Source organism: Aeromicrobium sp. YIM 150415, from assembly GCF_016918125.1.
Taxonomy (GTDB): domain Bacteria; phylum Actinomycetota; class Actinomycetes; order Propionibacteriales; family Nocardioidaceae; genus Aeromicrobium; species Aeromicrobium piscarium.
In genome coordinates this window covers 78,786-102,854 of sequence record NZ_JAERWM010000007.1, presented here as the reverse complement: position 1 = coordinate 102,854, position 24,069 = coordinate 78,786, and the positions used below count along the sequence as shown (strand labels likewise).

23 protein-coding genes are annotated in these 24,069 nt (G+C 69.2%); 15 read left to right on the top strand and 8 right to left on the bottom strand.

What is annotated here, in order from left to right; genetic code table 11:
• Nucleotides 1-59: 59 nt before the first annotated feature.
• Nucleotides 60-1,220: an enhanced intracellular survival protein Eis gene (gene eis, locus JL108_RS05500; protein ID WP_205197439.1), complete on the bottom strand. Its 1,161-nt coding sequence runs from the start codon at nucleotides 1,218-1,220 to the stop codon at nucleotides 60-62.
• 159 nt (nucleotides 1,221-1,379) lie between these two features.
• Between eis and JL108_RS05495 the strand changes: the two genes are divergently transcribed.
• The 7 genes from JL108_RS05495 to JL108_RS05465 all read left to right on the top strand — a co-directional run bounded on the left by JL108_RS05495 (nucleotide 1,380) and on the right by JL108_RS05465 (nucleotide 8,256).
• Nucleotides 1,380-2,072 (top strand): NUDIX domain-containing protein, encoded by a 693-nt coding sequence (locus JL108_RS05495; protein ID WP_205197438.1) that lies wholly within the window; start codon nucleotides 1,380-1,382, stop codon nucleotides 2,070-2,072.
• Nucleotides 2,069-3,328 carry a quinolinate synthase NadA gene (nadA, locus tag JL108_RS05490; RefSeq protein ID WP_205197437.1) on the top strand — a complete coding sequence of 420 codons (1,260 nt, stop codon included), beginning with the start codon at nucleotides 2,069-2,071 and terminating at the stop codon, nucleotides 3,326-3,328. Before JL108_RS05495 ends, nadA begins: the two co-directional genes overlap by 4 nt.
• A 10-nt stretch (nucleotides 3,329-3,338) precedes the next feature.
• Nucleotides 3,339-4,838 carry an L-aspartate oxidase gene (gene nadB, locus JL108_RS05485; protein WP_240190688.1) on the top strand — a complete coding sequence of 500 codons (1,500 nt, stop codon included), beginning with the start codon at nucleotides 3,339-3,341 and terminating at the stop codon, nucleotides 4,836-4,838.
• Nucleotides 4,838-5,674, top strand: a complete 837-nt coding sequence (nadC, locus tag JL108_RS05480) for a carboxylating nicotinate-nucleotide diphosphorylase (protein ID WP_240190687.1) — start codon at nucleotides 4,838-4,840, stop codon at nucleotides 5,672-5,674. The genes nadB and nadC overlap by 1 nt, the downstream gene beginning before the upstream one ends.
• A 2-nt stretch (nucleotides 5,675-5,676) precedes the next feature.
• Nucleotides 5,677-6,792: a cysteine desulfurase family protein gene (locus tag JL108_RS05475; RefSeq protein ID WP_205197436.1), complete on the top strand. Its 1,116-nt coding sequence runs from the start codon at nucleotides 5,677-5,679 to the stop codon at nucleotides 6,790-6,792.
• 64 nt (nucleotides 6,793-6,856) lie between these two features.
• Entirely contained in the window at nucleotides 6,857-7,408 is a 552-nt protein-coding gene (locus JL108_RS05470; protein ID WP_205197435.1) for a DUF6318 family protein, read from the top strand.
• On the top strand, nucleotides 7,405-8,256 hold the full coding sequence (locus JL108_RS05465; RefSeq protein WP_205197434.1) for a hypothetical protein: 852 nt from the start codon (nucleotides 7,405-7,407) through the stop codon (nucleotides 8,254-8,256). The genes JL108_RS05470 and JL108_RS05465 overlap by 4 nt, the downstream gene beginning before the upstream one ends.
• Nucleotides 8,257-8,292: 36 nt before the next feature.
• On the opposite strand, the gene JL108_RS05460 is transcribed toward JL108_RS05465, so the two are convergent.
• From JL108_RS05460 to JL108_RS05450, 3 genes are read right to left on the bottom strand one after another with little or no spacing between them, the layout of a single operon-like run.
• The gene (locus JL108_RS05460) at nucleotides 8,293-8,790 is read right to left on the bottom strand and encodes a hypothetical protein (protein WP_205197433.1); all 498 of its coding nucleotides are present in this window, start codon (nucleotides 8,788-8,790) and stop codon (nucleotides 8,293-8,295) included.
• Entirely contained in the window at nucleotides 8,790-10,763 is a 1,974-nt protein-coding gene (locus JL108_RS05455) for a hypothetical protein (protein ID WP_205197432.1), read from the bottom strand. Before JL108_RS05455 ends, JL108_RS05460 begins: the two co-directional genes overlap by 1 nt.
• 1 nt (nucleotide 10,764) lies before the next feature.
• Nucleotides 10,765-11,097, bottom strand: a complete 333-nt coding sequence (locus tag JL108_RS05450) for a hypothetical protein (protein WP_205197431.1) — start codon at nucleotides 11,095-11,097, stop codon at nucleotides 10,765-10,767.
• A 187-nt stretch (nucleotides 11,098-11,284) separates the two neighbouring features.
• Between JL108_RS05450 and JL108_RS05445 the strand changes: the two genes are divergently transcribed.
• Genes JL108_RS05445 through JL108_RS05435 form a run of 3 tightly spaced genes read left to right on the top strand, consistent with a single transcriptional unit; the run spans nucleotide 11,285 to nucleotide 13,106 of the window.
• On the top strand, nucleotides 11,285-11,590 hold the full coding sequence (locus JL108_RS05445; protein ID WP_087623019.1) for a WXG100 family type VII secretion target: 306 nt from the start codon (nucleotides 11,285-11,287) through the stop codon (nucleotides 11,588-11,590).
• A gap of 6 nt (nucleotides 11,591-11,596) precedes the next feature.
• Nucleotides 11,597-12,205, top strand: a complete 609-nt coding sequence (locus JL108_RS19780; RefSeq protein WP_205197430.1) for a DUF6318 family protein — start codon at nucleotides 11,597-11,599, stop codon at nucleotides 12,203-12,205.
• 4 nt (nucleotides 12,206-12,209) lie between these two features.
• A complete protein-coding gene (locus JL108_RS05435) occupies nucleotides 12,210-13,106 on the top strand; it encodes a hypothetical protein (protein WP_205197429.1) in 897 nt (298 codons plus the stop codon).
• 67 nt (nucleotides 13,107-13,173) lie between these two features.
• Here JL108_RS05435 and JL108_RS20585 read toward each other — a convergent pair whose 3' ends face one another.
• From JL108_RS20585 to JL108_RS05415, 4 genes are all read right to left on the bottom strand, one after another.
• Nucleotides 13,174-13,458: an HNH endonuclease signature motif containing protein gene (locus JL108_RS20585; RefSeq protein ID WP_374190842.1), complete on the bottom strand. Its 285-nt coding sequence runs from the start codon at nucleotides 13,456-13,458 to the stop codon at nucleotides 13,174-13,176.
• On the bottom strand, nucleotides 13,376-14,293 hold the full coding sequence (locus JL108_RS05425) for a DUF222 domain-containing protein (protein ID WP_205197427.1): 918 nt from the start codon (nucleotides 14,291-14,293) through the stop codon (nucleotides 13,376-13,378). The genes JL108_RS20585 and JL108_RS05425 overlap by 83 nt, the downstream gene beginning before the upstream one ends.
• The gene (locus JL108_RS05420; RefSeq protein ID WP_205197426.1) at nucleotides 14,281-14,484 is read right to left on the bottom strand and encodes a hypothetical protein; all 204 of its coding nucleotides are present in this window, start codon (nucleotides 14,482-14,484) and stop codon (nucleotides 14,281-14,283) included. The genes JL108_RS05425 and JL108_RS05420 overlap by 13 nt, the downstream gene beginning before the upstream one ends.
• Nucleotides 14,485-14,683: 199 nt before the next feature.
• The gene (locus JL108_RS05415) at nucleotides 14,684-19,225 is read right to left on the bottom strand and encodes an FtsK/SpoIIIE domain-containing protein (RefSeq protein ID WP_205197425.1); all 4,542 of its coding nucleotides are present in this window, start codon (nucleotides 19,223-19,225) and stop codon (nucleotides 14,684-14,686) included.
• Nucleotides 19,226-19,355: 130 nt separating this feature from the next.
• Here JL108_RS05415 and JL108_RS19775 point away from each other — a divergent pair, with 130 nt between their 5' ends.
• The 5 genes from JL108_RS19775 (at nucleotide 19,356) to JL108_RS05390 (ending at nucleotide 24,060) form a co-directional block, all read left to right on the top strand.
• On the top strand, nucleotides 19,356-20,123 hold the full coding sequence (locus tag JL108_RS19775; RefSeq protein ID WP_205197424.1) for an SAF domain-containing protein: 768 nt from the start codon (nucleotides 19,356-19,358) through the stop codon (nucleotides 20,121-20,123).
• Between the two features lie 79 nt (nucleotides 20,124-20,202).
• Entirely contained in the window at nucleotides 20,203-20,982 is a 780-nt protein-coding gene (locus JL108_RS05405; RefSeq protein ID WP_205197423.1) for a hypothetical protein, read from the top strand.
• A complete protein-coding gene (locus tag JL108_RS05400; protein ID WP_205197422.1) occupies nucleotides 20,982-22,289 on the top strand; it encodes a CpaF family protein in 1,308 nt (435 codons plus the stop codon). The genes JL108_RS05405 and JL108_RS05400 overlap by 1 nt, the downstream gene beginning before the upstream one ends.
• Complete coding sequence (locus JL108_RS05395) at nucleotides 22,286-23,155, top strand: type II secretion system F family protein (protein WP_205197421.1); 870 nt, start codon at nucleotides 22,286-22,288, stop codon at nucleotides 23,153-23,155. The genes JL108_RS05400 and JL108_RS05395 overlap by 4 nt, the downstream gene beginning before the upstream one ends.
• Nucleotides 23,152-24,060, top strand: coding sequence for a type II secretion system F family protein (locus tag JL108_RS05390; RefSeq protein ID WP_205197420.1), 909 nt, complete (start codon nucleotides 23,152-23,154; stop codon nucleotides 24,058-24,060). Before JL108_RS05395 ends, JL108_RS05390 begins: the two co-directional genes overlap by 4 nt.
• The last annotated feature ends 9 nt before the right edge of the window (nucleotides 24,061-24,069 follow it).

The window sequence follows — 24,069 nt, the reverse complement described above, 5'->3', positions numbered from 1 at the left end:
GGGTTGTGGCCCTTTTCCGAAGGCGCGAGGGGCCAGAACCCGGCAAAAGGTGGACGGAGTCAGAAGGAGTCTCGGGTGGCGAGACGGCGGCCGCTGGTGAAGACGAGGTCCCAGAGGGCGTCGTCGCGATCGTCGCCGGCGAGCAGGCCGACCTCGCGTTGGGCCGAGCTCGTCAGCGCTCCGGCGAAGCTCACCGCGAGCGCCCCCGGATCCAGCCGGCGGCCCGAGGACGCCGCCATCGGATCTGGTTCGACGCGCATCTCGCCGTCCGCGACGTGCAGCACCCAGCCGTCGTCGCCGACCGCGAACGGCAGAGTGGCCGTGACGCCTGGTGGTGCCGGCAGCAGATCGAAGGCCGACGGATCGAGGACGCGCAGCATGTACGGTTCGTTGTCCCCGACCGGACTCCAGGCATTGGACGGCAGGATCCATCGCATCGTGTCCACGTCACCGGCGCTGAACAGCCGGATCCGCGAGGCCACCGAGTCGTAGCTCGCCAGTGTGGCCAGCGCCGTGCGCATTGCCTCGGCATCCAGGGCGATCAGCTCGGGAACCTCGACGACCGAGTCGGCCCAGTCGCCGGACGGCCCGCGCTTCCATCGCAGATAACCGCGGGGTTCACCGTCACGTTCGATAATCGTGGTGCCCGTGAGGTCCTTGAAGCGATGGTCGGGGCGCTCGTGGGCCGGACCACGCCGGGTCAGCGGGCCGTCGTGCCGCCGGGCCCAGGTGTCGTAGATCGTCCGCAGCACATCCTGGTCGTCGTCGGTGGCCCGGCGCAGGTCCAGGCTGCCGCGAATCCGCCCGAGCGAGGCCACCGGGAGTTCCACGCTGCCGACCTGCAGGATGCGGCTGAATCCGAAGCCCCGATAGATGCCGGTCGCCGTGGCGAAGAGCGTGGCGATCCGCTCGCCTCGTGATCGGGCGTGCGCCGTCAACTCCTCCATGAGCGGGCGCAGTAGACGCTGTCCACGGTATTCGGCCGCGATCGATACCCCGGTCACGCCGGCCGTCGGCACCTCGACGCCCCGGAACCAGGACGTGTACTCGAGATGGTTGATGGTCGCGGCGAGACGACCGTCGACGAACGCGCCCCACCGGGTCCGCCCTGGAGCCCGGAGGCCCTCCCAGTCTCCTTCGTTCGTTCCGAAAGCCTCGGTGAGCAGCACCTTCAGCTGGTCGTGATCGTCCGGTGTGATCGGTCGGATCTGTGTCGGCATGCGGACAAGTCTTCCGCAACGATCGAGAATTGCCGGGTTGCGGCCCCTGTGCCGCCGGCCACGGGGCCACAACCCGGCAAAAGTCGCACCGGAGGTGCTTAGGGTTGACGCGACCAAAAGTCGGGGGCATAGTGTCACTTGCACCTTAAGGAGGGTCGCATGGAGAGCACTACGCAGCAGTGCCTGTCGCTCGCCGTGTCCACCGTCGTGTTCGCGCTGCGCCCGCATCCGAGCACCGGCCGCCCGACCCCCTGGCTCCCGCTGGTCCGCCGCATCCGCGAGCCCTATGAGGGGCTCTGGGCATTGCCGGGCGGGCCCCTGGAGGACGATCAGGATCTCGCCGACTCCGCCGGCGCCACCCTGCTGCGCACGACCGGCCTCGCGCCGCGTCACCTCGAACAGCTCTACGCCTTCGGCAATGTCGACCGCTCCCCGGGTGAGCGGGTCGTGTCGATCGTCTACTGGGCCCTCGTGCGGCCCGACGAGGACGCCCGGGCGATCGATGGCGACAACGTGGAGTGGTTCGTCGCGGACGATGTCCACGGCCTCGCCTTCGACCACGATGTCATCGTGCGATACGCCCTCGACCGGCTCCGCGCCAAGATCACCTACTCGCCGATCGCGCACGCCTTCGTGACCGACGAGTTCACCCTCGCTCAACTGCGAGAGGTCTACGAGGCCGTGCTGGGTCGTGCGCTCGACCCCGCCAACTTCCGTCGCCAGATCCTCGCGCAGGGGACCGTGGAACCGACCGGCCGCCATGTGACCGGCACGAGCCATCGGCCCCCCGCGCTCTATCGATCCAACCCGGCGCATTCGCGTCACAGCCTCACCATCGAGGAGACGTCATGACACTGTCCGTCACCGACCGTATCGAGTCCCAGCCGAAGCAGAGCTGCGATGTGGAGCTCGCCAAGGGGCCGTGGGAGTTCGACCGGATGCCCGGGTACGGGCCCGGCGCCTCCGAGGCCGACGCGATCCCCGAACCCGTCGTGCGACCCGGCCAGCTGCCGGTCGCCTACCAGCAGATGAGCGAGGAGGAGCTGCACGAGCGCATCCGCCGGGCCAAGAGCGCCCTCGGCGACCGTCTCGTCATCCTCGGGCACTTCTACCAACGGGACGAGGTCGTGCAGTACGCCGACTTCGTCGGGGACTCCTTCCAGCTCGCCAATGCCGCGCTGACCCGCCCGGAGGCCGAGGCGATCGTGTTCTGCGGCGTGCACTTCATGGCCGAGACCGCGGACATCCTCGCGAGAGACGAGCAGACGGTGATCCTGCCGAACCTCGCCGCGGGCTGCTCGATGGCCGATATGGCCGATGAGGACTCGGTCGAGGAGGCCTGGGAGCAGCTGACCGAGGTGTACGGCACCGAGCCGGATGCTGAGGGCCGTCTTCCGGTCATCCCCGTCACCTATATGAACTCTTCGGCGGCGCTCAAGGCCTTCTGCGGACGCCACGGTGGCATCGTGTGCACGTCGTCCAATGCGCAGACGGTGCTGGAGTGGGCCTTCGAGCGCGGCCAGCGCGTGCTGTTCTTCCCCGACCAGCATCTCGGCCGCAACACCGCCAAGGCGATGGGCATCTCCGTGGAACAGATGCCCATGTGGAATCCGCGTAAGGACCTCGGCGGCAACTCGGTCGAACAGCTGGAGGAGGCCAAGGTGCTGCTGTGGCACGGCTTCTGCTCGGTGCACAAGCGCTTCACCGCGGCGCAGATCGAGCAGGCGCGCGCCGATCACCCGGGCTGCAAGGTCATCGTGCACCCCGAGTGCCCCATGCCGGTCGTCGATGCGGCCGACGCGGCGGGATCGACCGACGTGATCAGGAAGTTCGTCGCTGCCAGTGAGCCCGGTGACACGATCGCGATCGGCACCGAGATCAACCTCGTCAACCGTCTCGCCGCCGAGTACCCGGATCGCACCATCTTCTGCCTCGACCCGGTCGTCTGCCCGTGCTCGACGATGTACCGCATCCACCCCGGGTATCTCGCCTGGGTGCTCGACGGTCTGGTCGAGGGCGAGATCCGCAATCAGATCGTCGTGTCCGACGAGGTCGCCGCCGATGCCAAGGTCGCGCTCGAGCGGATGCTGGCGGCCAAGCCGCGCTGACGAGGTCGCCATGTCCATCGAACACGTTCTGGTCGTCGGCAGCGGTGTCGCGGGGCTGACCGCGGCCCTCGCCGCGCGGAGCCGCGGGCTCGACGTCACCGTCGTCACCAAGTCGTATCTCACCGAGAGCGCGACGCGCTACGCGCAGGGCGGCATCGCCGCGGTGACGAGCGATGACGACTCGGTCGAGGCCCATGTGAGGGACACCCTCGATGCCGGCGCCGGGCTGAGCGAGCGTTCCGCGGCCGAGGTGGTGTGCGGTGCGGGGGCGGAGGCGGTCGCCGATCTGCTCGCCGCGGGGGTGCGCTTCGATGTCTCCGAAGGGCGTCTCGCGCGAGGGCTGGAGGCGGCGCACAGCCGCGCACGCATCCTGCACGCCGACGGTGACGCCACCGGCGCCGCGATCGCGAAGGCCCTCGCGGGTCGCCTGCTCGACTCGGGCGCCCGGGTCCACGAGAACACCTTCGTCTCCGGTCTCGTCCTGCGCGACGGCGGGGTACGCGGGGCGCGCCTCCTGGACGGTTCCACGATCGACGCCGATGCCGTGATCCTGGCGACCGGGGGTGCTGGACAGCTCTTCGCCCACACCACCAACCCCGCCGTGGCCACCGGCGACGGTCTCGCGCTGGCCTTGCGGGCAGGGGCCCTGCTCGCCGATCTGGAGTTCGTGCAGTTCCACCCGACCTCATTGGCGGTCGGCGGCAACGCTCTGGTCTCCGAGGCGGTTCGGGGGGAGGGCGCCGTGCTGCGCGACGCTGAGGGCCGGCGCTTCATGACCGAGGTCCACCCCGATGCCGAACTGGCTCCGCGCGATGTCGTGGCGCGTGCCATCGCTCGGCGGATGCGCGAGCAGAACGGTGCACCCGTCGGACTGGACGCCACCGCGCTCGGAGGCGAGTTCCTCGCTCGGCGGTTCCCCGGGATCGATGCCACGGTCCGAGCGCATGGATGGGATTGGGCCGCGGCGCCGGTGCCGGTTACTCCCGCGGCTCACTATCTGATGGGCGGCATCGTCACCGATGGCCATGCGCGCACCACGGTCCCGGGCCTCTACGCCGCGGGGGAGGTCGCCTGCACCGGGCTGCACGGCGCCAACCGGCTCGCGTCGAACTCGCTGCTCGAGGGCGCCGTCATGGGGCGGCGCGCGGTGGAGGCGCTGAACCTGCCGTGGCAGATGGAACCGCCCTTCGACGGCGAGGTCGTCACGGTGTCTTCCGGCCGATCTCGCGAACACGCCGGACGCGACGATCTGCAACGGTTGATGTGGCAGAACGTCGGCCTCGAGCGGGATCGTGACCTCCTCGAACTCGCGATCGGGACGCTCGACGGCTGGTCCGTCGGCCCGGCCAGCGATGTCAAGAGCGCCGAGGACGATCACCTGCTGCTGGTGGCCCGCGCGGTCGCCCACTCCGCCCTCGCCCGGCAGGAGTCCCGAGGCGCTCACTGGCGAGCCGACGCACCCGGATCCGACACGACCGCGCGGCACTCGGCCGTGCGATGGGAGGCCTGATGCTCACTCCACGACAGATCGATCAGATCGTGCTGGCCGCCCTCGACGAGGACGCTCCCTTCGGCGATCTGACCTCCGAGGTCTTCGTCCCGAGCACCTCGGTGGCCACCGCCGACCTCGTCGCACGCGAGCCGGGCGTCTACAGCGGCGGGGAGGTCTTCGCGCGCGCCATGACCGCGCTGGACGGCACGGTCACCGTGACAGCGCAGGTCGCCGAGGGCGCTCGATTCGATGCCGGCGAGGTGCTCGCATCGGTCGACGGCCCTGCACGGTCGGTGCTGCGGGGTGAACGTGTCGCTCTGAACCTCGTCCAACGGATGTGCGGTATCGCCACGCTGACGGCGCGGTACGTCGCCGCGGTGGAGGGCACGCGTGCGCGGGTGGTCGACACGCGCAAGACCACCCCGGGGCTGCGTGCGCTCGAACGACACGCCGTGCGGTGCGGCGGGGGCCACAACCACCGTTACTCGCTGTCGGACGCGGTGATGGCCAAGGACAACCATCTGGCGCTGGTCGGCGACATCACCGCCGCGATCCGCCGCGCTCGCGCTCAGCTCCCGCATACGACCCATATCGAGGTCGAGGTCGACCGACTGGAACAGATCGAGCCGGTGCTCGCCGGTGGTGTCGGTACGATCATGCTCGACAATTTCTCCCTCGACGACCTGCGGCGCGGTGTCGATCTCGTCGCCGGTCGCGCGCTCGTCGAGGCGAGTGGGGGAGTGACGCTCGAGACCATCGGCGACATCGCCCGCACGGGTGTCGATGTCATCAGCGTCGGAGCGCTGACCCACGGCGTGCCCGCCCTCGACCTCGGTCTCGACGTGCGGAGCTGACCGTGCAGGTCTACCTCGACGAAGCGGCGACGGCACCGGTCCGGCGTGAGGTGCTGGAGGCGATGTGGCCGCATCTGACCGGAGGCTTCGCGAATCCGGCCAGCAACCACGAGCTCGGGCAGTCGGCTGCCCGAGCTCTGGAGGAGGCCCGCGCACGGGTCGCCGAGCATCTCGGAGCACGACCCGCCGAGATCCTGTTCACCTCAGGCGGGACCGAGTCCGACAACGCCGCGGTCAAGGGCATCGCGCTCGCTTCGCCTCGGGGGAGGCACGTGCTGGTGAGCGAGATCGAGCATCCAGCGGTCCTGGAGTCCGCCGGATGGCTGGAGCGGCTGGGCTTCGAGGTCGAACGGATCCCGGTCGACTCCGAGGGGATCGTGGCGGCGGACGCGCTCGCGGCGCGGTTACGCCCGTACACGACCTTGGTCAGCGTCCAGCACGCCAACAACGAGGTGGGCACGGTGCAGGACATCGCCGTGTTGAGCGACCTGGCAGCCGAGTACGACGTCCCCTTCCACACCGATGCCGTGCAGGCCGCCGGCACCCTCGATCTGGACGTGACCCGGCTCGGGGTGCGGGCCTTGAGCCTGGCCGGGCACAAGCTCGGCGCACCGAAGGGGATCGGAGTGCTCTACCTGCGCCGCCGGACTCCCTTCGAGCCGTTGATCCACGGCGGCGGTCAGCAACGCGATCGTCGCTCGGGGACGGAGAATGTGGCCGCCGCGGTGGGGATGGCCACCGCCCTCGATCTCGCCGCGAACGACGACATCGAGACCTTGGTCGCACTGCGAGATCGCTTCATCGGGGAGGTCCTCGCCCAGGTTCCGGAGTCGCGGCTGACCGGGCACGCCATCCGTCGGCTGGCCGGCAACGCGTCCTTCGTGTTCCCCGGCCGCAGCGGCGAGTCCATCCTGCTCGATCTCGAGCGTCGCGGCGTCTACTGTTCGAGCGGATCGGCGTGTGCCGCCGGGAGCGATGAGCCGAGCCACGTGCTGACGGCCATGGGCTACGACGCGGCGACCGCTCAGACGGCAGTGCGCTTCACCTTCGGCTCTCGCACTGCTCCGGCGGAGATGATGTCGACGGCCCGCGAGCTGGCCTCCGTCCTGCGTCGCTGATCCTGACGAAGGCGGGGAATATCGTAAACTGCGACGGACGACCATCCATGACAGGGGGAATGCGGTGCGCAAGGTCATCGCCGGCATGGCGCTTCTGCTCACGCTGTCCGCGTGTGGCGAGGACGGAACGGACACGGCGCCCACGGCGCCGGCCTCGTCCGAGCCGGCAGCGGTCGAACAACCGTCGGACCCCGCGGAGAAGCCGACTCGGCCCGAACCGGAGCAGACGGCGGAGGGCGCCGAGGCCTACACCGACTACGTCATCCGCATGCTCGCGTACACCTTGGCCACGCCGGACCGCGAGAGCATCCTGGACGAGGCGCGCGGTGAGTGTGCCCCGTGCGCGACGGTCGCACAGACGGGGATGGGGCTCGGCGACGAGGTCTATGCGTACTCCGGGCCCCTCACGATCGACATCGAGGATGCCGAGGTCACGGACGACACCGCGACCGTCCGGGCGAGCTTCCGCGCGCCCTCCGCCCAGATCCTCGATCCGCAGACCAACGTGGTGAGCGGGGAGTTCCCGGCCGAGTCCAGCGAGTTCGACTACCACCTGCAATGGGTCGACGGCTCCTGGAAGGTGCGCACCTGGACGCTGCCGGGGCAGGCACCATGATCCGGCGCCTGATCCTCGCGCTGGCGCTCGTGGCGACCTCTCTCGCCACGAGCGTCGTCACCTCCGTCGATTCCGCGTCGGCCGCCGACTGCGACACCGGAGGTATCGGCGGCGGAGTCAGCGTCGGCTGTGAGGAGGGTGGCGGTGGTGGTGACCGCGGGCCGGACCCCATCGGCGGAACGCCGATCTGGGTCGACCCGAAAGAGTACCGATGGGTCGTCGCCTGTGATGTGAACGGCCCGGAGAATCCCGACGACGCCCTCTGCGGCAGCGCGATCGCCCCGTGCCCGGACAGGCAGATCCAGTACCGGCTGTACTCTCGCGAACGCGGCTCGGACGAGCCCTGGCAGTTCGAGCGCTTGCAATGTCGTGGGGCTGACACCCCGGACCCGAACGAGCCGATCACCATCGACGACATCCTCGACGAGATCGTCCAGTTGGCGCCTAAGCCGGAGATCACCGTCGAACCCGAGGCGCGTACCTACGTCAACATCCCCACCAATGTGGCCACCGGCGACGAGACCTACGGGCCCTTCGTCGTGCCGATGGAGGACCTGCCGATCGAGGTGAGCGTGTCCTTCACCCCCAGCGACATCACCTGGAGCTTCGGGGACGGGTCAGGCGGTTCGGGTGCGGGCATCGTCGGCGCCGCGATCGGCGAGGCGGGCGCCGTAGAGCACGAGTACCGCCGCGCCGGCGCCTACTCGATCACCGTCACCCGCGACTACACAGCTACGGTCACCGTCGACGGCGAGCCCATCGACGCCGATGTGCCGATCACCAACACCAGCGATCCCTATCCGATCACGGTCGGCGAGGTCCAGTCCCTCGTCAAGCGCGTCCGCTGAGCGGCGGGGCCGAGGGGCCTGTGCTCGTCGCTCGGCTCATCCGCTCGCTGCCTCGTAGCATCCGACCACATCGGCGAGCGTCTCCAGCGCCTCGCGCATGGCGTCCGTCGAGGCGAGCGTGCCCTCGTCGAGCACGACGTGCAGCCAGACATTGCCGCAGATCCAGGTTCCACCGCCGTCGGTGACGCGTGCGGTCCCCTCGCCGAGCTCGAACGTGGGTGCGGTGTCGTCCAGAGCATCGCGCTGCTCGCGCAGGAAGTCCTTACCGCGCACCTGAGCCAGGACGCGGAGCGTGTCGTCGTCGGTCTCGATGAAGCAGGCGTCGATGGATCCGCCTTCGGGGAGCTCGACCGGCACATCGGACAGCGACTCGGCCGTGGCCTCGAATCGATCGGTCCCGAGGGCCTCGCCGACGACATCCGCCGGGATGGAGCAGGCCGTCTCGTGCTCGTACGCCGGCCCTCCGCAGGAGGTGAGAACGGGCGCGAGAACCGCGATTCCCGCCGTCGCGATGGCGGCCCGGCGCCGACCCATCACGGACGTCCGTACTGCTGGACCAGGTCGTCGCGGCCGTCGTCCACACCATTGCGCACGGCCGTCGCATAATCCTGGCCACCGGAGCGCACCGTGTTGATGATCGCCGTGCGGTCCTCGTTCGTGAGCTCCGACATGGGGACGGGATCGCCGTCGGCCGCGCCCGGCCACACCTCGGCGAGATCGCCCATCGGGATGTCCTCATCGGAGAAGACCAGGGATTCGAGTGCCTGCATCTGGGTGAACGACATGATGTCGTCGTAGGCGTGGTTGGATTCGGCGATGGTGTCGCTCACACCATCGCCGACGAACTCGTTCGTGACCTCGCGCTTGATCTGCCCGATGACGTACGAGCCGACAGGGCCGCCCGGCAGCTTCACCGCGTCGGCCGGCAGCAGCAGCAGCTCGGCCATGCGCTGACGCTGCTCGGCGTCACCCTGAGCGCTCGCGATATCGCCCTGGAGCATGTTGTCGTAGAGGAAACCGGTGAACGACCCGTTGTTACGGGCGGCGTTGTAGAGCGGATCATCCGTGCCGATCGAACCGGACGGCGCCGGATCCTCGGCGACCAGGCCGATCGCCTCGTCCAGGCGCACCGAGTTCAGGCGGCTGGCCGCACCGCCGACGATGGAGACCGCTGAATCGTTGTCGCCGATATCGCCCAGCAGATTGGCCAGGGCGCCCCGATCGAGTCGGATGCCGTAGGGCGGGAAGCCGTCCCCGCCCATCGTGCCCGGAGGAACGTCCCCCGGACCATAGATGCCGCTCCCCGCCGCGGACTCCAGGTCGTAGGAGACCCGGTCGACATCACGGATGTAGGTGGCGACGATGCCGCCCAGCTCCTCCTTGATGCCGTCCAGGGGCTCGGCGTCGCCGCCGAAGTGCTCGATGGCCCAGGAGGAGATGGTGGCGGCATCGCGTCCGTGAGTACCCGGATCGAGAGCTTGATCGATCGTGGCGGTCTGCAGGACCTTTCCGGCGGCCGCGCCCTCCACATCCTCCATCGGGCTGAAGCGCTCCAGCAGGTAGGCGGCTCGGTCGGTGTCGAGCAGCACCTCCTGCGAACCGTCCGTGCTCAGCGAGAGTGCCTCCATCCAGGCCACCGTGGGATCGCGGAGAGCGTCCATGTCGGCGGTGCCGAACTGCTGGTCGCTGCCGGAGAAGTTCGACCAGTACATGCCGCCCTCCCCGTTCTCCCACTCGATGAGCGCGTCCCCGGCGGAGACGAGGAACTCCGAGCCGAACTCGTGCCCGCCCCGGGCCGCGTAGTCGAAGAGGATGGCGGCGGACCGCGGGTCCCCGCCACGGACGAACTCCTCGCCGAAGTCGCTGGGCAGCTTGCCGGCGAGGGAGGCCGTGGCGACGCTCTGGCTCAACGTCTCGGCCAGCGTGTCCTGCATGGCGACGACGCGTTCGAACTCCTCGCCGTACGAGGAGTCCTCGTAGATGCCGTTCGGGTTCGGGTAGTCGGCGTACGGGCCGGTCATCGAACCGGCCTGCTGGATCAGCCGGTTGAGGCCCTCGGGGCCGATCGCGTTGACGAAGGCCCCGGTGACATCGGGATCGTCGGCATAGGTGTCGAGCAGCTCCAGCGTCTCGAGGAACTCATCGAGATCCTCCGAGGACTCGATATCCTCCAGATCCTCGGCGCGCGCCGCGATCTGACGGCCGAGCTCCTCCTTGATGTCCTGGATGGAGCCGTCGGTGGATCCGGTCCACACGACCTCGCCCTCGCCATCGGTGTCGAGGAGACGGGCGAGATCGAGCACGACGCCCAGCGGGTCGGTCTTCTGCTCCCTGAGCCACTCCGGCGCGGTCACGGTGACCGAACCCCCGGTCAGGCTCGGCAGGGACGGCCCGCGGTACGGCACGGCGTTGATGCAGGCGGTACGGGCATTGGCGATGTCATTGGCAAGCTCCTCGACCGCGGAGATCGCGGAATCGAGGGCGCCGACGTTCATACGTACGGTCATGTCAGTACGCCTGAAGGATCAGCGGACCCTGGAGCGTGTAATACGCCCGCCCGCGCCAGTCGCCTTCGTCGACCTTGTCGTCCTCGGCCTCGTAGGCGGTGTTGATGTCGTTCCACGCCTGGTCGAAGGCCTCGCGCAGGCCGCTGACCTGATGCGAGAGATCCTCGAGCCAGCCGTCGGCCTCGCTGCAGTCCCATCCGCCGTCGGTCGCGATGGCCCGGGTGATCGCCGAGGTGGGATCGCCCCCGATATCGAAGGCATCGCGTTCCTGGCCGATCCGCGTCCGTGCGCGCCCGAGCGCGGCCTTGTACAGATTGTCCTCTTGGTCGGTCACCGATCCACCCCTCGACAGTGAAGCTGGAAAGACACTGAAGCTGAGAAAGAAGGTACCAGGACTCGCCTCGGTTGCTCTCTGAGCGGGCGGGACTGGGGGAGAGATCGTAGAGTTCGATACTGTCTTGTCAACGCAGAGGTCCTTCGGCGGGGTTCGGGGGACGGACCAACGTACTGAGGAGAAACAGATGGCCGGAGCACGGATCGAAGACCTGCACGCTCTCTACACGACGCTTCAGCGTTCGATGCAGGAGACCGACACGATGATCACCAATGTGGATGCATCGCTGACGCAGGCCAATGAGGAGTGGCAGTCGGCCGGTGCCGCCCAGTTCAACGAGTCCTGGGTGCAGTTCAAGCAGACGCTGACGAACCTGTGCCAGGCCTTCGCCGGTGCGGGCACCGATGTGGCCTTCCAGCACAACAAGTTCGCCGAGGGCGCCAAGGAGCAGGACAAGCATCCCGTGCTCTCGCCGCTCACCTCGCCGCGCTGATCGACGGTGTGGCCTGACGACACGGCCCGCAACCCCGGCACCTCGCTCGCCTCACGGCGACGTGGTGCCGGGGTTGTCGCTGTGCTGTTGGCTCTCACGCTGGCTGCCTGCTCCGGCGGGGAGGACTCCGACTTGCCCGAGGCAGGGACGGAGAGCACGCCGGCGCAGGAGCAGGACTGGGAATGGAGCGCCACAGAGGCGCCCCCGGCTCCGGGGGATCAGGAGAACTCGTCGGAGAGCGCCGAGGAGTTCGCGCAGTACGCGATGGACCTGATCTTCTATGCCTACGCGACCGGCGACGCCGATCCGGTCCTCGACATCGCCGACCAGACCACCTGCGAGGGGTGTGCCTCACTGGAGCGCTTCGCTGCGGCGGAGAGTAAGAAGCTGCAAGTCGCCGGGGCAGAACCTACCTTCATCGTCCAGGACCACGAGACCAGGGACGACGTACACAATTTTTCGCTGACCATGGACATTCCCGAGGGTGAGCGCATCAACAGCGCGGACCCCGAGGACGTCGAGGTGTTGCCTGCGGAGCAGGATGTCCCGGCGTCGTTGAATCTCCGATGGACCGGTGACGTATGGTCACTGCTGAACTTCAACCTGGGGGAGTGAGACCGTGAGACGAGGACTTCGAGTCGCCGCCATCGGGCTGGCGGCTGTTCTCATCGGCACTGTCAGCCCTGCGTTCGCCGGTTGGGACTGGGACGACGATGATCTCGTCGGCACCGACCCCGGTGGTTCGGTCACCGACCCGGGTGGAGGTGGCGGGGGCGACCGGCCGATCTTCACCGACCCTGAACCGTGGATGGAACACGCCTACGCGCCGTACTGCCAATCCGCAGGAATCAGACACGACCCCGAGACCAATCGTCCCATGCAGATCAATGACAATCTGTGTCCGGAGATGTACCAATACGCCGAGACCCACTGCGCCGATGGAGAGAACGGGTACTGGGACTTCGGTCGGCTCGTCAATCCCGATGGCACATTCCCCAACGGGCCGGAATTCGAGCGGCTCGGGCCCATCTGCCGCGGTGCGAACGACCCGCCGCCGCAGGAGGGGCCCCGGCAGATCACCATCGACGACATCATCGACAGCGCACGAGCCGTCGCCCCCGGGGTGGAGATCACCACCGAGCCCGGCGCGCGCAGCTACGTCAACTTCCCGACCAATATGTACGTCGACGACGCGGACCAGCAGGTGAATGTCGACGTCCTCGGCTTCGACATCCCGCTGACCTTCTCACCCGAGGACGTCACCTGGAACTTCGGCGACGGTGCCTCCGCCACCGGCGCCGGCATCGCCGATGCGGAGGTCGGCCAGGAGGGCGCCGTGGAGCACGCGTACCGACGCTCTGGGTCGTACGCGATCGGCGTCACCGTCGACTACACGGTCGAGGCGACTTTGCCGAACGGCCAGACGCTCCAGATGCCCGGGACCATCTCCGGTTCGGGAGGCCCCTATGACCTGGGCGTCGGTGAGCTGCAGTCGATCGTCAAGAAGGTGCGTTAAGAGATCGCGCCGGTAGGTCCCGGCTAACGGCGCTCGCAACCCCCGCGCCTACTGGCGCGACGGGGGTCTAGGCGATGAGTGGTTGGTAGCGGGTGTTGCGGATGGGGACGTCAGATCCGGGTGGGTAGAAGTCGGGGAGTCGGTCGCGTGGGTTGATGACAACCCGCCATCGGGTGTGATGGATCTTGTGGTGGTGATGGGCGCAGAGCAGGACCCCGTTGTCGATGCTGGTCGGTCCGCCGTCCGCCCATGGCCTCACATGGTGGGCTTCACACTCCGTCGCGGCGATGCCCCTGGTGCGACGGCTCCATGCTCGGTGGTCGGTCGCAGCCCGGGAACGCACATCCGCCATCTCGTGACGCGAGTGCTCTGCGTTGTTTCTCGGTGTGGAGCCGGTTGCTGCGGCCGAGGTCGAGGGGGACCGAGTCGCCGTCCATGACCACCGGCAGGATGCCCGCGTCGCAGGCGATCATCCGCAGCTGCCCGGCGGAGACGTGCGTGCCGTGGTCGGTGACGCCGGCCTGATCGGTACGACCGCGCAGGGCGTCTTCGGTGACGGTGACCATGAGCGTGGCAGCGACTCCGCCGTGGTTGCCGTAGCCGTCCTTGGGCAGGTGCCGCAGCACGTCACAGAACGCGTGGCCGAGCTTCTCCGGGTACGACGGCTCGTCGCCGACCGACGTCGATTCGGGCACCTCAGCGTCATCGCCGCGGTAGCGCGGTGAGGTCTTGGACTCCAGGACGGAGCGCAGCATGTCGCCGGTGAACGCGTCGATCTCGAATCCGCCCTTGACCATGCCAGCATCATCGGGCCGGGTCATCCAGAAGCTGGCCCTGCGCCGCGCAGCCTGCTCCTGGCGGGTGAGGGTCTGGTCTTCGATCGCGTCCGCGCGGGGCTTGTCGACGATCTCGACCGCCCGACGGGCCTTGCGCCGCAACTGCTCCAGGCTCATGCCCGGTGCCGCCTCGGCCAGGTCGCGTTCGATGATGCCGCGGTCGGCCGGGGACAGGTCGCGGGGAAGCTCATCCATCGCGCGAGCGACCACATGGGCTTTGTCGGTGGACATGCCGGGCTTGGTCAACTGTCCGGCCAGCACCGGCGCCGTCTCCAGACGTTCGGCCAGCTGGCGCTGCCGGGAGGCGTCGCGCCGCGTGATGCCCGAGGTCTCGGCGATCAGAGCATCCATCGACGGCGCGGAGGTCTGCTCGTGCGCCTTCTTCCGCGCCCCTCGGCCGTGACCGCGAGCAGGAACGCCTGCACCTCCCGCAGGATCGCCTGCCCCACCCGATGCGCCTCCACCAGCTCACCCGCATCCAGCTCGGCGAGCCCCTCACGCGCAGCAGCGATCGCCGCCGGACCACCGGCCAGACGATCCACCACCACACCCATCGAAAACCCCCCACATGCGTCGAACTGATGTTCCCATCATCGCAGGTCCCACCGACACGTCCAGCGACTTTCCACAGGGGAGAATTTTCCCCGTCGTCTCGGACACAGGCGGCCGGCGCGTCGATGACATCGAACACCTCACGCGCAACCCAGCAGTAGCGCCGAGCGCCTTCTCATAGACCGGGGCTCAGGGCTGCGGCACCTGGACCCACCGGAATCCGGTGGGGGTGGCCAGCAGCCCTCGCCCGATCGGCACCGAGGCACCGACCGAACGCGGGAAGCGCGCATTCACGACATCGCCGTCGTTCGCCGCCCGCGGGGCGAGCACCAAGCCGGTGCGACCGCGTTTGAGGTCGGCGGGCAGGCCCCGGTACGAGCTTCCCAGCTCATCGATGCCGCCGGCGACGATCATGGCATTGGGGGAGTCGCGCATGCCCGTCAGCGTCTCGGAGAGGAACTGCGCCAAGGGCGAGTCGGCACCGAGCACGTCGAGATCGTCCACGACGATGAGATGGTGGGTTCGCAGCTCTGAGATCACCTGGCGGATCTCCTCGATCGGCTCCTGGCCGGTCATGAGCCGGTAGCGCTTCCCCTCGACCTCGCGCAGGGCCGAGATACGAGGTGCGAAGGCCACGACCTCGCGTCGTCGGGAGAGATGATGCTCCACCGCGACGCGCAGGGACGTGCTGCGCCCCGAGCGCGGGGGTCCGGCCACGAGGAATCCCGGACCGGTGACGAGCGGGTCGAACCCGACGAGGGCGAGCGTGTCCCCGCCGACGCCGATGGGGACGAAGGTCGGGCTGTCCTGGGCCGATGTGCGCTCGAGCTGGCGCGCCTCCTCCAGGCTGATCGTGACAGGCAGCTCGTCGATACGCTGCGGACGCTGCGGCCGCGGGATATCGGGGTGACGTTCAGCCGCCAGCCGACCGATCTCGTGCAGCGCCCGGACCTGTGCGGTGCCCTCGCCGCTCGGATCGAGCATCGCGAACTGCAGCTCCTCGGGCCGCTCACCGCCGCGGAAGCCACGGCCCGGCGGCATCGAGGCCGGCACCGAGCGGGCCGACAACCCGATCGCCGAGAAGTCGCTCGCATCGCTCATCGAGAGCATGATCCGATCCTCGACGAGCAGGGCGATCCGCCCGAGAACGCCGCTGCGGTCCGCGCCGATCACGAACCTGATGCCGGCCCCGACACCCTCCTGGAGCAAGCCGACGAGACGCTCGACCAGCACACCGCCGTCGAGGGAGTCGAAGGCGCTCACATAGCCCTCGAGCCGGTCGAGCACCACGACGAGATAGGGCAGCCGCTCCTCGGGCGGTACCGCTGCGCGCTGCTCGGTGACATCGGCGAATCCCTGGCTCGCGAGCGACTGCTGGCGGCGGGTGAGCTCACGACCGAGGAAGTCGAAGAGCCGGTACAGGCGGTCGGTCTGCGTGCGGGTGATGACGGCGCCCACGTGCGGCAGCGAGACGAGCGGCAGCAGCGCGTTGTTGCCGGCATCGATGCCGTAGACGTGGACATCGGCCGGTGAGTGCGTCCGCGCGATCGAGGCGGCGATGGTCCGCAGCGCCCAAGAGCGGCCCGAACGCGACTGCCCGGCGATCATCAGGTGACCGCCGCGGACCAGATCCCAGGTGGCCACGCGCTGCTCCTGGCGATGGGGCACGTCGGCGAGTCCGAACACGATCGCGTCGGAGTCCGCGGGCGCGGCGTCGTCGAGATCGTCGAGGGCCAGCGTCTGCGGAAGGGGCGGCAGCCACGGTTTGCGCATCTCGGGCAGGCCGAGCAGATCGTTCGCCGCGTTGACGGCGCGCACGAGGGCGGTGAGATCGGTCGGGGTCGACGTGTCCTCCTCCGCCTCGGTCGACAGGGGCGCCAGGGCGCGCAGGTCGCCCAGGCCGAAGGCCCGCGAGACGAGCTCGGGGCGTTCGTCGCCAGCCGGGCGTCCTCCGACCCGCGAGCTCTGGAAGGCGACCAGCGAGGAATGCCCGAGCCGGGCATAGGCGCGGCCGGGGAAGGACTTGGGGATCTCGGCGGCGACCTTCGACTCGATGACGTCCTCGGAGTCGTTGGCATCGGTGACGCGTAGGGCGATGCGGAGATTGGTGTTGGACTTGATCTCGGCGTTGACGACACCGGCGGGTCGCTGGGTGGCCAAGATGAGATGCACGCCGAGGGAGCGGCCGCGTCGAGCCACGTCCACCAGGCCGTTGACGAAGTCGGGCAGCTCGGCCACGAGGGCGGCGAACTCGTCGATGATGATGAGCAGGCGCGGCATCGGCTCGTCATCGGGGCCCTTGGCGGCCAGATAGTCCTCGATGTCCTTGGCATCGGCGCGGGCCAGCTGATGCTCGCGCCGCCGCAGCTCCGCGCCGAGCGACTCCAGCGCCCGGGACGTGAGATGGCCGTCGAGATCGGTCACCATGCCGACGGTGTGGGGCAGATGCTGGCAGTCCTTGAACGCCGCGCCGCCCTTGTAGTCGATGAGCACGAAGTTGAACTCATCGGGCCGGTTGCCGACGCTGAGCGAGGCGATGATCGTCTGCAGCAGCTCGGACTTGCCCGATCCGGTGGTGCCGGCGACCAGCCCGTGCGGGCCGTCGGCGCGGACGTCGACGGTGAAGGGACCGTCGAGGCCTTCGCCGATGACCGCCCGCGTCGTGCGACCGCCTCCGGACCAGCGGCGGGTGAGCGCCTCGCCGTCCGGCACGGGCAGTCCGAGCACGTCGAGCAGCCGGCTCGCGGCCGGGAGGGACGAGCTGAGGTCCTCGGTGCTGACGTCGTGGATCGGCGCGAGCGCACGCCCGAGCCGGTCGAGCCAGGCATCGTCGACCACATCGCGGCGGACGCCGTCCAGATGCCGCTCCGCCGTGGTCTGCAGGTTGGCCAGCGGGCCGTCGATCTCCACGACCGAGCGGCATTCCTCGGGCAGCTCGCGCGAGGTGCGGTCCAGGCAGATGAAGTAGACGTTGACGAAGGCACCGGACTTCAGCAACGAGGTCATGCCCGGGGCCATGCGCAGCTCCCGGGCGCCGTCCAGCACGACCACGACGGACGGCAGCCCCTCGCGCTCGTCGGTGTCCAGCTCCTTGCGACGCTCGACCTCGGCGGTGAGCTCGCCGATCATGGCGGCACGGTCGTCCTCATCGTGTGCGAGTCGCACCGGACGGGGGTGATCGTCGCCGGCCCGCTCATGCGGGAGCCACTTGGTCCATTCCCAGGACGCCGCCCCGCGCGACGAGGTGAAGATCCAGAGACGGGTGTCGGTGGGGGAGTGCAGCGTCGCGATCTGGGCCAGTAGCCAGGAGGTGGTGCGATGCACGTCGGCCGTCTCACCGGCGATGCCGAGGACTGCCGTCGTGGCGAGTGGCACGGCGACGGGCACGTCTGGCGCGGTCCAGCGCAGTGGTCCTTCGTGCTGTTCGCGGGTGGAGTCCTTGACGATCACATCCGAGGCCACGTCCGAGGTGCCCACCCGCAAGACGAGGAAGTCCGGGTCCCAGCGGCGCCGTTCCCAGAGCCGGGCCCGCGGACCGGTGGCGAAGAGCAGCACCGAGGCGGGATCGGGGTAGAGGCTGCGCCGCTGGGAGCGCTCGTCGAGTAGCGAGGCGACCGCGGCCTCTTCCACGTCGGCGCGGCGCCGATGGAACTCGGCCAGCTGGTCGAGGTAGCGCCGCTTCTGCTGCCGGCGCGACCCCGTCATGTTCAGCAGCATCATCATCGGCATCATCACCATGAACATGAGCGAGTACATCGATCGCGTGACGAAGAACATCGTGCCGCTCATGAGGAGTGGCGACAGCACCATGAAGATCGGGATCGGCATCTTGTCCGGGCGGCGCGGCTCGGTGGGGAGCTTGAACTCACGGACGCGCTCGGCCGGGTGCAGGCGCGGCGGACGGTTGTAGTCGAGCTCGGGCGATGCGACGGCCGGCGACAGCGAGGCGTCGGCCGTCGTGACCGGCACATGCTCGAGCAGGATGTCCCCGATGCCGAGGACGGCGCCGGGCTCCCAGACCGTGCCGTCGGTGAGGGGGCGCCGTTCCAGCCGTACCAGCGGCAGAGGCGCCGTCGGGTCGATGCTCTCACCCTGCTCGAGAATGCTCTCGACATTCTTCTTGCGGCCGAATCGTCGTCGCTTGCGGGTCGTGACGGTGCTGGCGCTGAGCATGATCGGTTCGGTCGCCGGCTCGCGCCGGAAGGGAGCCGCCATCTCCTCGCCGATCGTCGATGGATCGGGGGTGACGATGATGTCCCCGCGCGGTCCGACCTCGAGCCGGGCCGCGGTCTCGGGGCCCTCCGCGAGCCGGATCGTGCAGTGCGCGGCGTTGCCGATGGTCGAGGTGCCGATACCGAGCCGATAGACCCGCCCGGCTCCCACGCCCGAGCTGATGCGGATCTCGACGACGCCGTCCGGCTCTTCTCCGCGATGCGAACTCGGCCCGCCGAGGCCCACGACCGCGCCATGGCGCACACCCGAGGTGGTGATCGGCTCGTCGGGGTCGAGACGGCGGTCGCCGAGGTAGAGACCTCCCTGCGCCGACGATGGCGACCCTGGACGCTTGGACGTGAGCTCCACGACATTGCCGAGATCGGCATGACGTCGGCCCTCGAGCACCTCGTGCAGCTGGGTTTCCAGATCCGCGACGGTGCTGGAGGGGGTGTAACCCACGATGACGTCGCGCCGCTTCCGGCTCGACGCGGACTCCGCCGTGATGAGCAGGCGCATGGCGCACAGCCTACGCGGGCAGCCGGTGTGACGAACGTCGATGTGCTCGCGTCATCGCACGCCATTACACTCGCGATTGCGGTTGCGCTTCGCGACCAGCGCACGTTCATGTCTGAGGGGGAGCACCTGCGTGGCTACTGACACCCGGTCCACGGGGACGTCTGTCGACGATCGCCAGCGCGAACGGGCCCAGCGCGGCATCGGGTCGCGCGCCCAGGCCAAGGGCGATGGCCGCCCTGCCCCGCCCAAGCGGCGACGACCGGCCATCGCCGTCATCGGCGTGCTGCTCATCGTGGGCGGCGCGGCCCTCGCCGGCCTGCTCGCCTTGCGGATGGACTCCCGAGATCCGGTCGTGGTGCTGAGCACGGATGTTCCCGCGGGGACGCAGATCACCAATGACATGCTCGCGCAGACCAATGTGGCCAGCGATTCGAGTCTCCTGGTGCCCGCCGGTCAGGTCGACGAGATCATCGGCACGTACGCCAAGACGGCTCTGTCGGAGGGGCAGCTGCTCGATACGACGATGCTGGTCCAGTCCTCGCCATTCACCGGCGATGTGGCTCAGGTGGGTGTCACGCTCTCGCCGGGGCGGGTGCCGGCTGGTCTGCGATCGGGTGATCTGGTCCGCGTCGCGCGGCTCGGCGACGGGCAGAGCCCTGTGCGGCCGCTGGCCACGGCGATCGTGCTGCAGACCTCGTCCGATGACGGTGGAGGCGGCGGCCTGGCGGGAGGCGGCGAGGCGGGAGCCACGGCCAGCCTGCTCGTTCCGGGAGGAGCCGCGGACGCGGTCGTCGATGCCGCCGGCAACGATGTCCTCGGTCTCTCGCTGATCGAGCGCGGACTCAGCCCCGAGGAGGACGCCGACCGCCTGACCACCTTCGGTGGTGATGACGAATGAGCGAGCGCAGCGAGCGAACGATGAGGGTCTTCTCATGCCGCCATCGGCCTGGTTCGTGTCTTTTCCAGGCGGTGGCGACATGAGCGTTGTGACGCTGGTGTCGGCGAAGGGGTCGCCCGGTGTGACGACGCTGGCGTTGTCCCTGGCGCAGGCGTGGGAGGGCCCCGCGATCGTGGCCGACCTCGATCCCGTGGGCGGCGATGTCGCCTTGCTCGCCCGCACGCCCGAAGGCCGAGCACTCGACGACTCGATCGGCCTGGTCTCCCTCGGCGCAGCGCTGCGCCGAGGCACCGATCTCGATCTGGGCGAACACCTCGTGCCCACCTCGATGGGCGTCGACGTGCTGCTCGGAGCGACCGGCCCGGCGCAGGCGCAGAGCCTCGGGCCGGCCTGGCCCCATCTGCACACGCCCCTGCAACGCTTCGAGGGCACGGTGATCGCCGATGGCGGCCGGTTCACCGCCGGCTCGCCGGTGGCCAGTGTCCTGGCTAATTCGGCCGCCACCGTCTTCGTCGCCCGCGCCGACGTGCCGGGCATCGCCCACGTGCGCGAGCGCCTCGTCCGGATGCAGCGTTCGGCGGGAATCGACGAGGGGCCGCGAGCGCCGACCGGCGTGGTGCTGGTGGGCGACGCGCGCGACCGGCACGGTGAGGAGGACGTCGCCCGTCTGCTCGACTCCGAGGGGGTACGAGCCACCGTGCTCGGAACGGTCTCCGACGAGCCCAAGTCCGTCGCCATGATCGCGCAGGGCCTGTCGCGGCGGCTGGCACGCACCGAGTACTTCCGATCGGTGCGGGCCGTCGCCGGTCGTCTGCTCGAGCTGACCGGCGACCGGCCCCAGCAGTTGCAGGGGGCGTGATGGATCAGCAGCTTCTCCGCCGCCTTCGCGAGGAGGTCGCCGACGCACTGTCCAAGCAGCGTCGCGAGGACGCCGCCTCCGGTCTCCCGCCCATGACGAGCGAGGACGAACGCCAGTTCGCGCGCGCCCTCATCTCGCGAGTCCTCGAGGCGCACGCACGCGCCGAGATCGCCGCCGGGCATTCCCCGATGTCATCGGCCGACGAGGCGGAGCTGGCCGACGGCATCCACGCCGCGCTGTACGGCGTAGGACGTCTGCAGCCGCTGCTCGACGACCCCGAGGTCGAGAACATCGACATCAACGGCTACGACAATGTCTTCGTCGGCTACGCCAACGGAGACGAGCGCCGGATGCCCCCGGTGGCGGACAGCGATGACGAGCTGGTCGAGCTGGTACAGGTGCTCGGTGCCTACTCGGGCCTGACGAGCCGCCCCTTCGACACCGCCAATCCGCAGCTCGACCTGCGGCTCCCCGACGGCAGCCGCCTATCGGCCGTCATGGGCGTCACCCAGCGGCCGGCGCTCTCGATCCGCCGGGCGCGCATCGGTCGGGCCAGCCTGGACATGCTCGTCGACAACGGCACCATGACCCCGCACCTGGCGTCCTTCCTCTCCTCCGCCGTGGCGGCGCGCAAGAACATCATGATCGCCGGCGCCACCAATGCCGGTAAGACGACCCTGCTGCGGGCCCTCGCCAACGAGATCCCGGCACAGGAGCGCCTCATCACGGTCGAGCGCGCCCTGGAGCTCGGACTCGGCGAGTTCGCCGACCTCCACCCCAATGTGGTGGCCTTCGAGGAGCGGCTGCCCAATTCCGAGGGTCTCGGCGCGATCGGCATGGCCGAGCTCGTCCGCCGTTCGCTGCGCATGAACCCCAGCCGCGTCATCGTCGGCGAGGTGCTGGGCGATGAGATCGTGACGATGCTCAATGCGATGAGCCAAGGCAACGACGGCTCGCTCTCGACGATCCACGCCAACTCCTCGCTCGAGGTCTTCAACCGCATCTGCACCTATGCGATCCAGTCGGCCGAGCGCCTTCCGGCCGATGCCACGATGATGTTGATCGCGGGTGCCATCGACTTCGTGATCTTCGTCGAACGCCGCAATGAGTATGCGACCGGCGGAGGGCTGCGACGCCTGATCACCTCGGTGCGTGAGGTGAACGGTGTCGATGGCCGGGTGCTGTCGAGCGAGGTGTTCGCCGAGGGGCCCGAGGGTCTCGCCGTGCCCGCCGCCGCCGTCAGCTGCGTCGACGAGCTGGAGCTGCACGGCTACCGGCCCGCGTATTACGAGGAGCAGGCGCTGTGAGCTGGTTCCCGGTGCAGCTGCTGGCCATCGTCGCGCTCGGCGCGGTGATCGGCCTCGGTGGATTGCTCGTCTGGTGGGGCCTGCAGGAGCGCGACGAGGACCGTGTGGTCAAGGCGCCGTCCTCGCTCGGTCCGCGGCTCAAGGCCCTCGGCACCCGTGGACCGATCGCGATCGGCGCGGGTCTGCTCGCTTTGGTGCTGACCCGTTGGCCGGTAATGGCCGTCGCGGTCGGTCTGCTCGCCTTCTTCGCGCCGCTGCTGTTCGGCGGCTTGAGGGCTGAGCGACGGGCGATCGCCCGGTTGGAGGGACTCGCCGGTTGGACCGAGTCGTTGCGCGACACGATCGCGGGTGCGGTGGGCCTGGAACAGGCGATCCCCGCCACCGCCTATGCCGCCGCGCCGTCGATCGCCCCGCAGCTGCGGACGCTCTCGGACCGGTTGCGGGTCCGCACGCCGCTGCCCGTAGCCCTGCAGGAGTTCGCCGACGACCTCGACGATCCCAGCGCCGACATCATCGTCGCGGCGCTGATGCTCAACTCGCGACTGCGTGGCCCGGGCCTGCGCGAGGTGCTGACGTCGCTCGCGGCGTCGGCTCGCGAGGAACTGGAGATGCGTCGTCGCATCACCTCGGGTCGCGCCTCCACACGCCGCAGCGTGCAGATCGTGGTGGGTGTCTCAGTCGCCTTCGTGCTCGGCCTCGCGGTCTTCAACCGCACCTATGTCGAGCCGTACTCCTCGCCGATCGGCCAGATGGTGCTGGCGGTGGTGGTCGGGCTCTTCGCCATCGGCTTCGCGTGGATGCGCCGGCTCTCGGACTTCCAGCTGCCAGACCGCTTCCTGCTCGGCAAGGCAGGAGCCGGCCGATGACCCTCATCCTGCTGTGCGGCGCGCTCATCGGTCTCGGCGTACTGCTGCTGGTCGGCCGTCGGCCGGCGTTCTCGACCTCGGCGGCCGTCCAGCTGGCGCGTCTGGACGCCGATCGCAGTCGGTCGCGCCGCGACGCGGTCGCCGAGAAGCTCGCCGACCGCCAGTCCGAGCGCGCCCGGCGTATCGGTGTGCGGATCAACGCCTGGATGGCCACCCGCGGCTATGAACTGCCCAAGGGGATGCGCGCCGATCTCGCGGTCACCGGTCGCACCCTGGAGACCCACCTCGGTATGACGGTCCTGGCGGGTGTCGCCGGGATCTTCGCCCCGGCGGTCGCGCTGTCGCCGGTGATCCTCCTCGGCGGCATGGACCTCTCCATCCCGCTGTGGGGTGCGCTCTTCGGCTTCGTGCTCGGCGTCGTGGTCAACCAGTTCCAGCTCTCGTCGACGGCCAAGGAGCGGCGCCAGGACTTCCGGCATGTGCTCAGCTCCTTCCTCGACCTCGTCTCGATGAGCCTCGCAGGAGGCCGCGGTGTGCCCGAGGCACTGAAGGGCGCATCGGAGCTCAGCGACAGCTGGGCGATGGTGCTCATCCGTGACACCATGGGACGTGCCCGGTTGCAGGGCATGACCCCGTGGGCCGCGCTCGGGGACCTGGGCGACGAGCTCGGTGTCGAGGAGCTCCGCGACCTCGCCGCGGCGCTGGCCCTCGTTGCCGAGGACGGTGCCAAGGTGCGCGAGTCGCTCACCGCCCGGGCCGCCTCGATGCGGCAGCGCGAACTCGCCGATGCCGAGAGCCAGGCATCGGCCAAGTCCCAGTCCATGCTCGTCGCTCAACTGTTGCTGTGCGCGGGCTTCCTCGTCTTCCTGATGTATCCCGCGCTCGCGGGCATCGTCGGGCTGTAACCCCCTCAA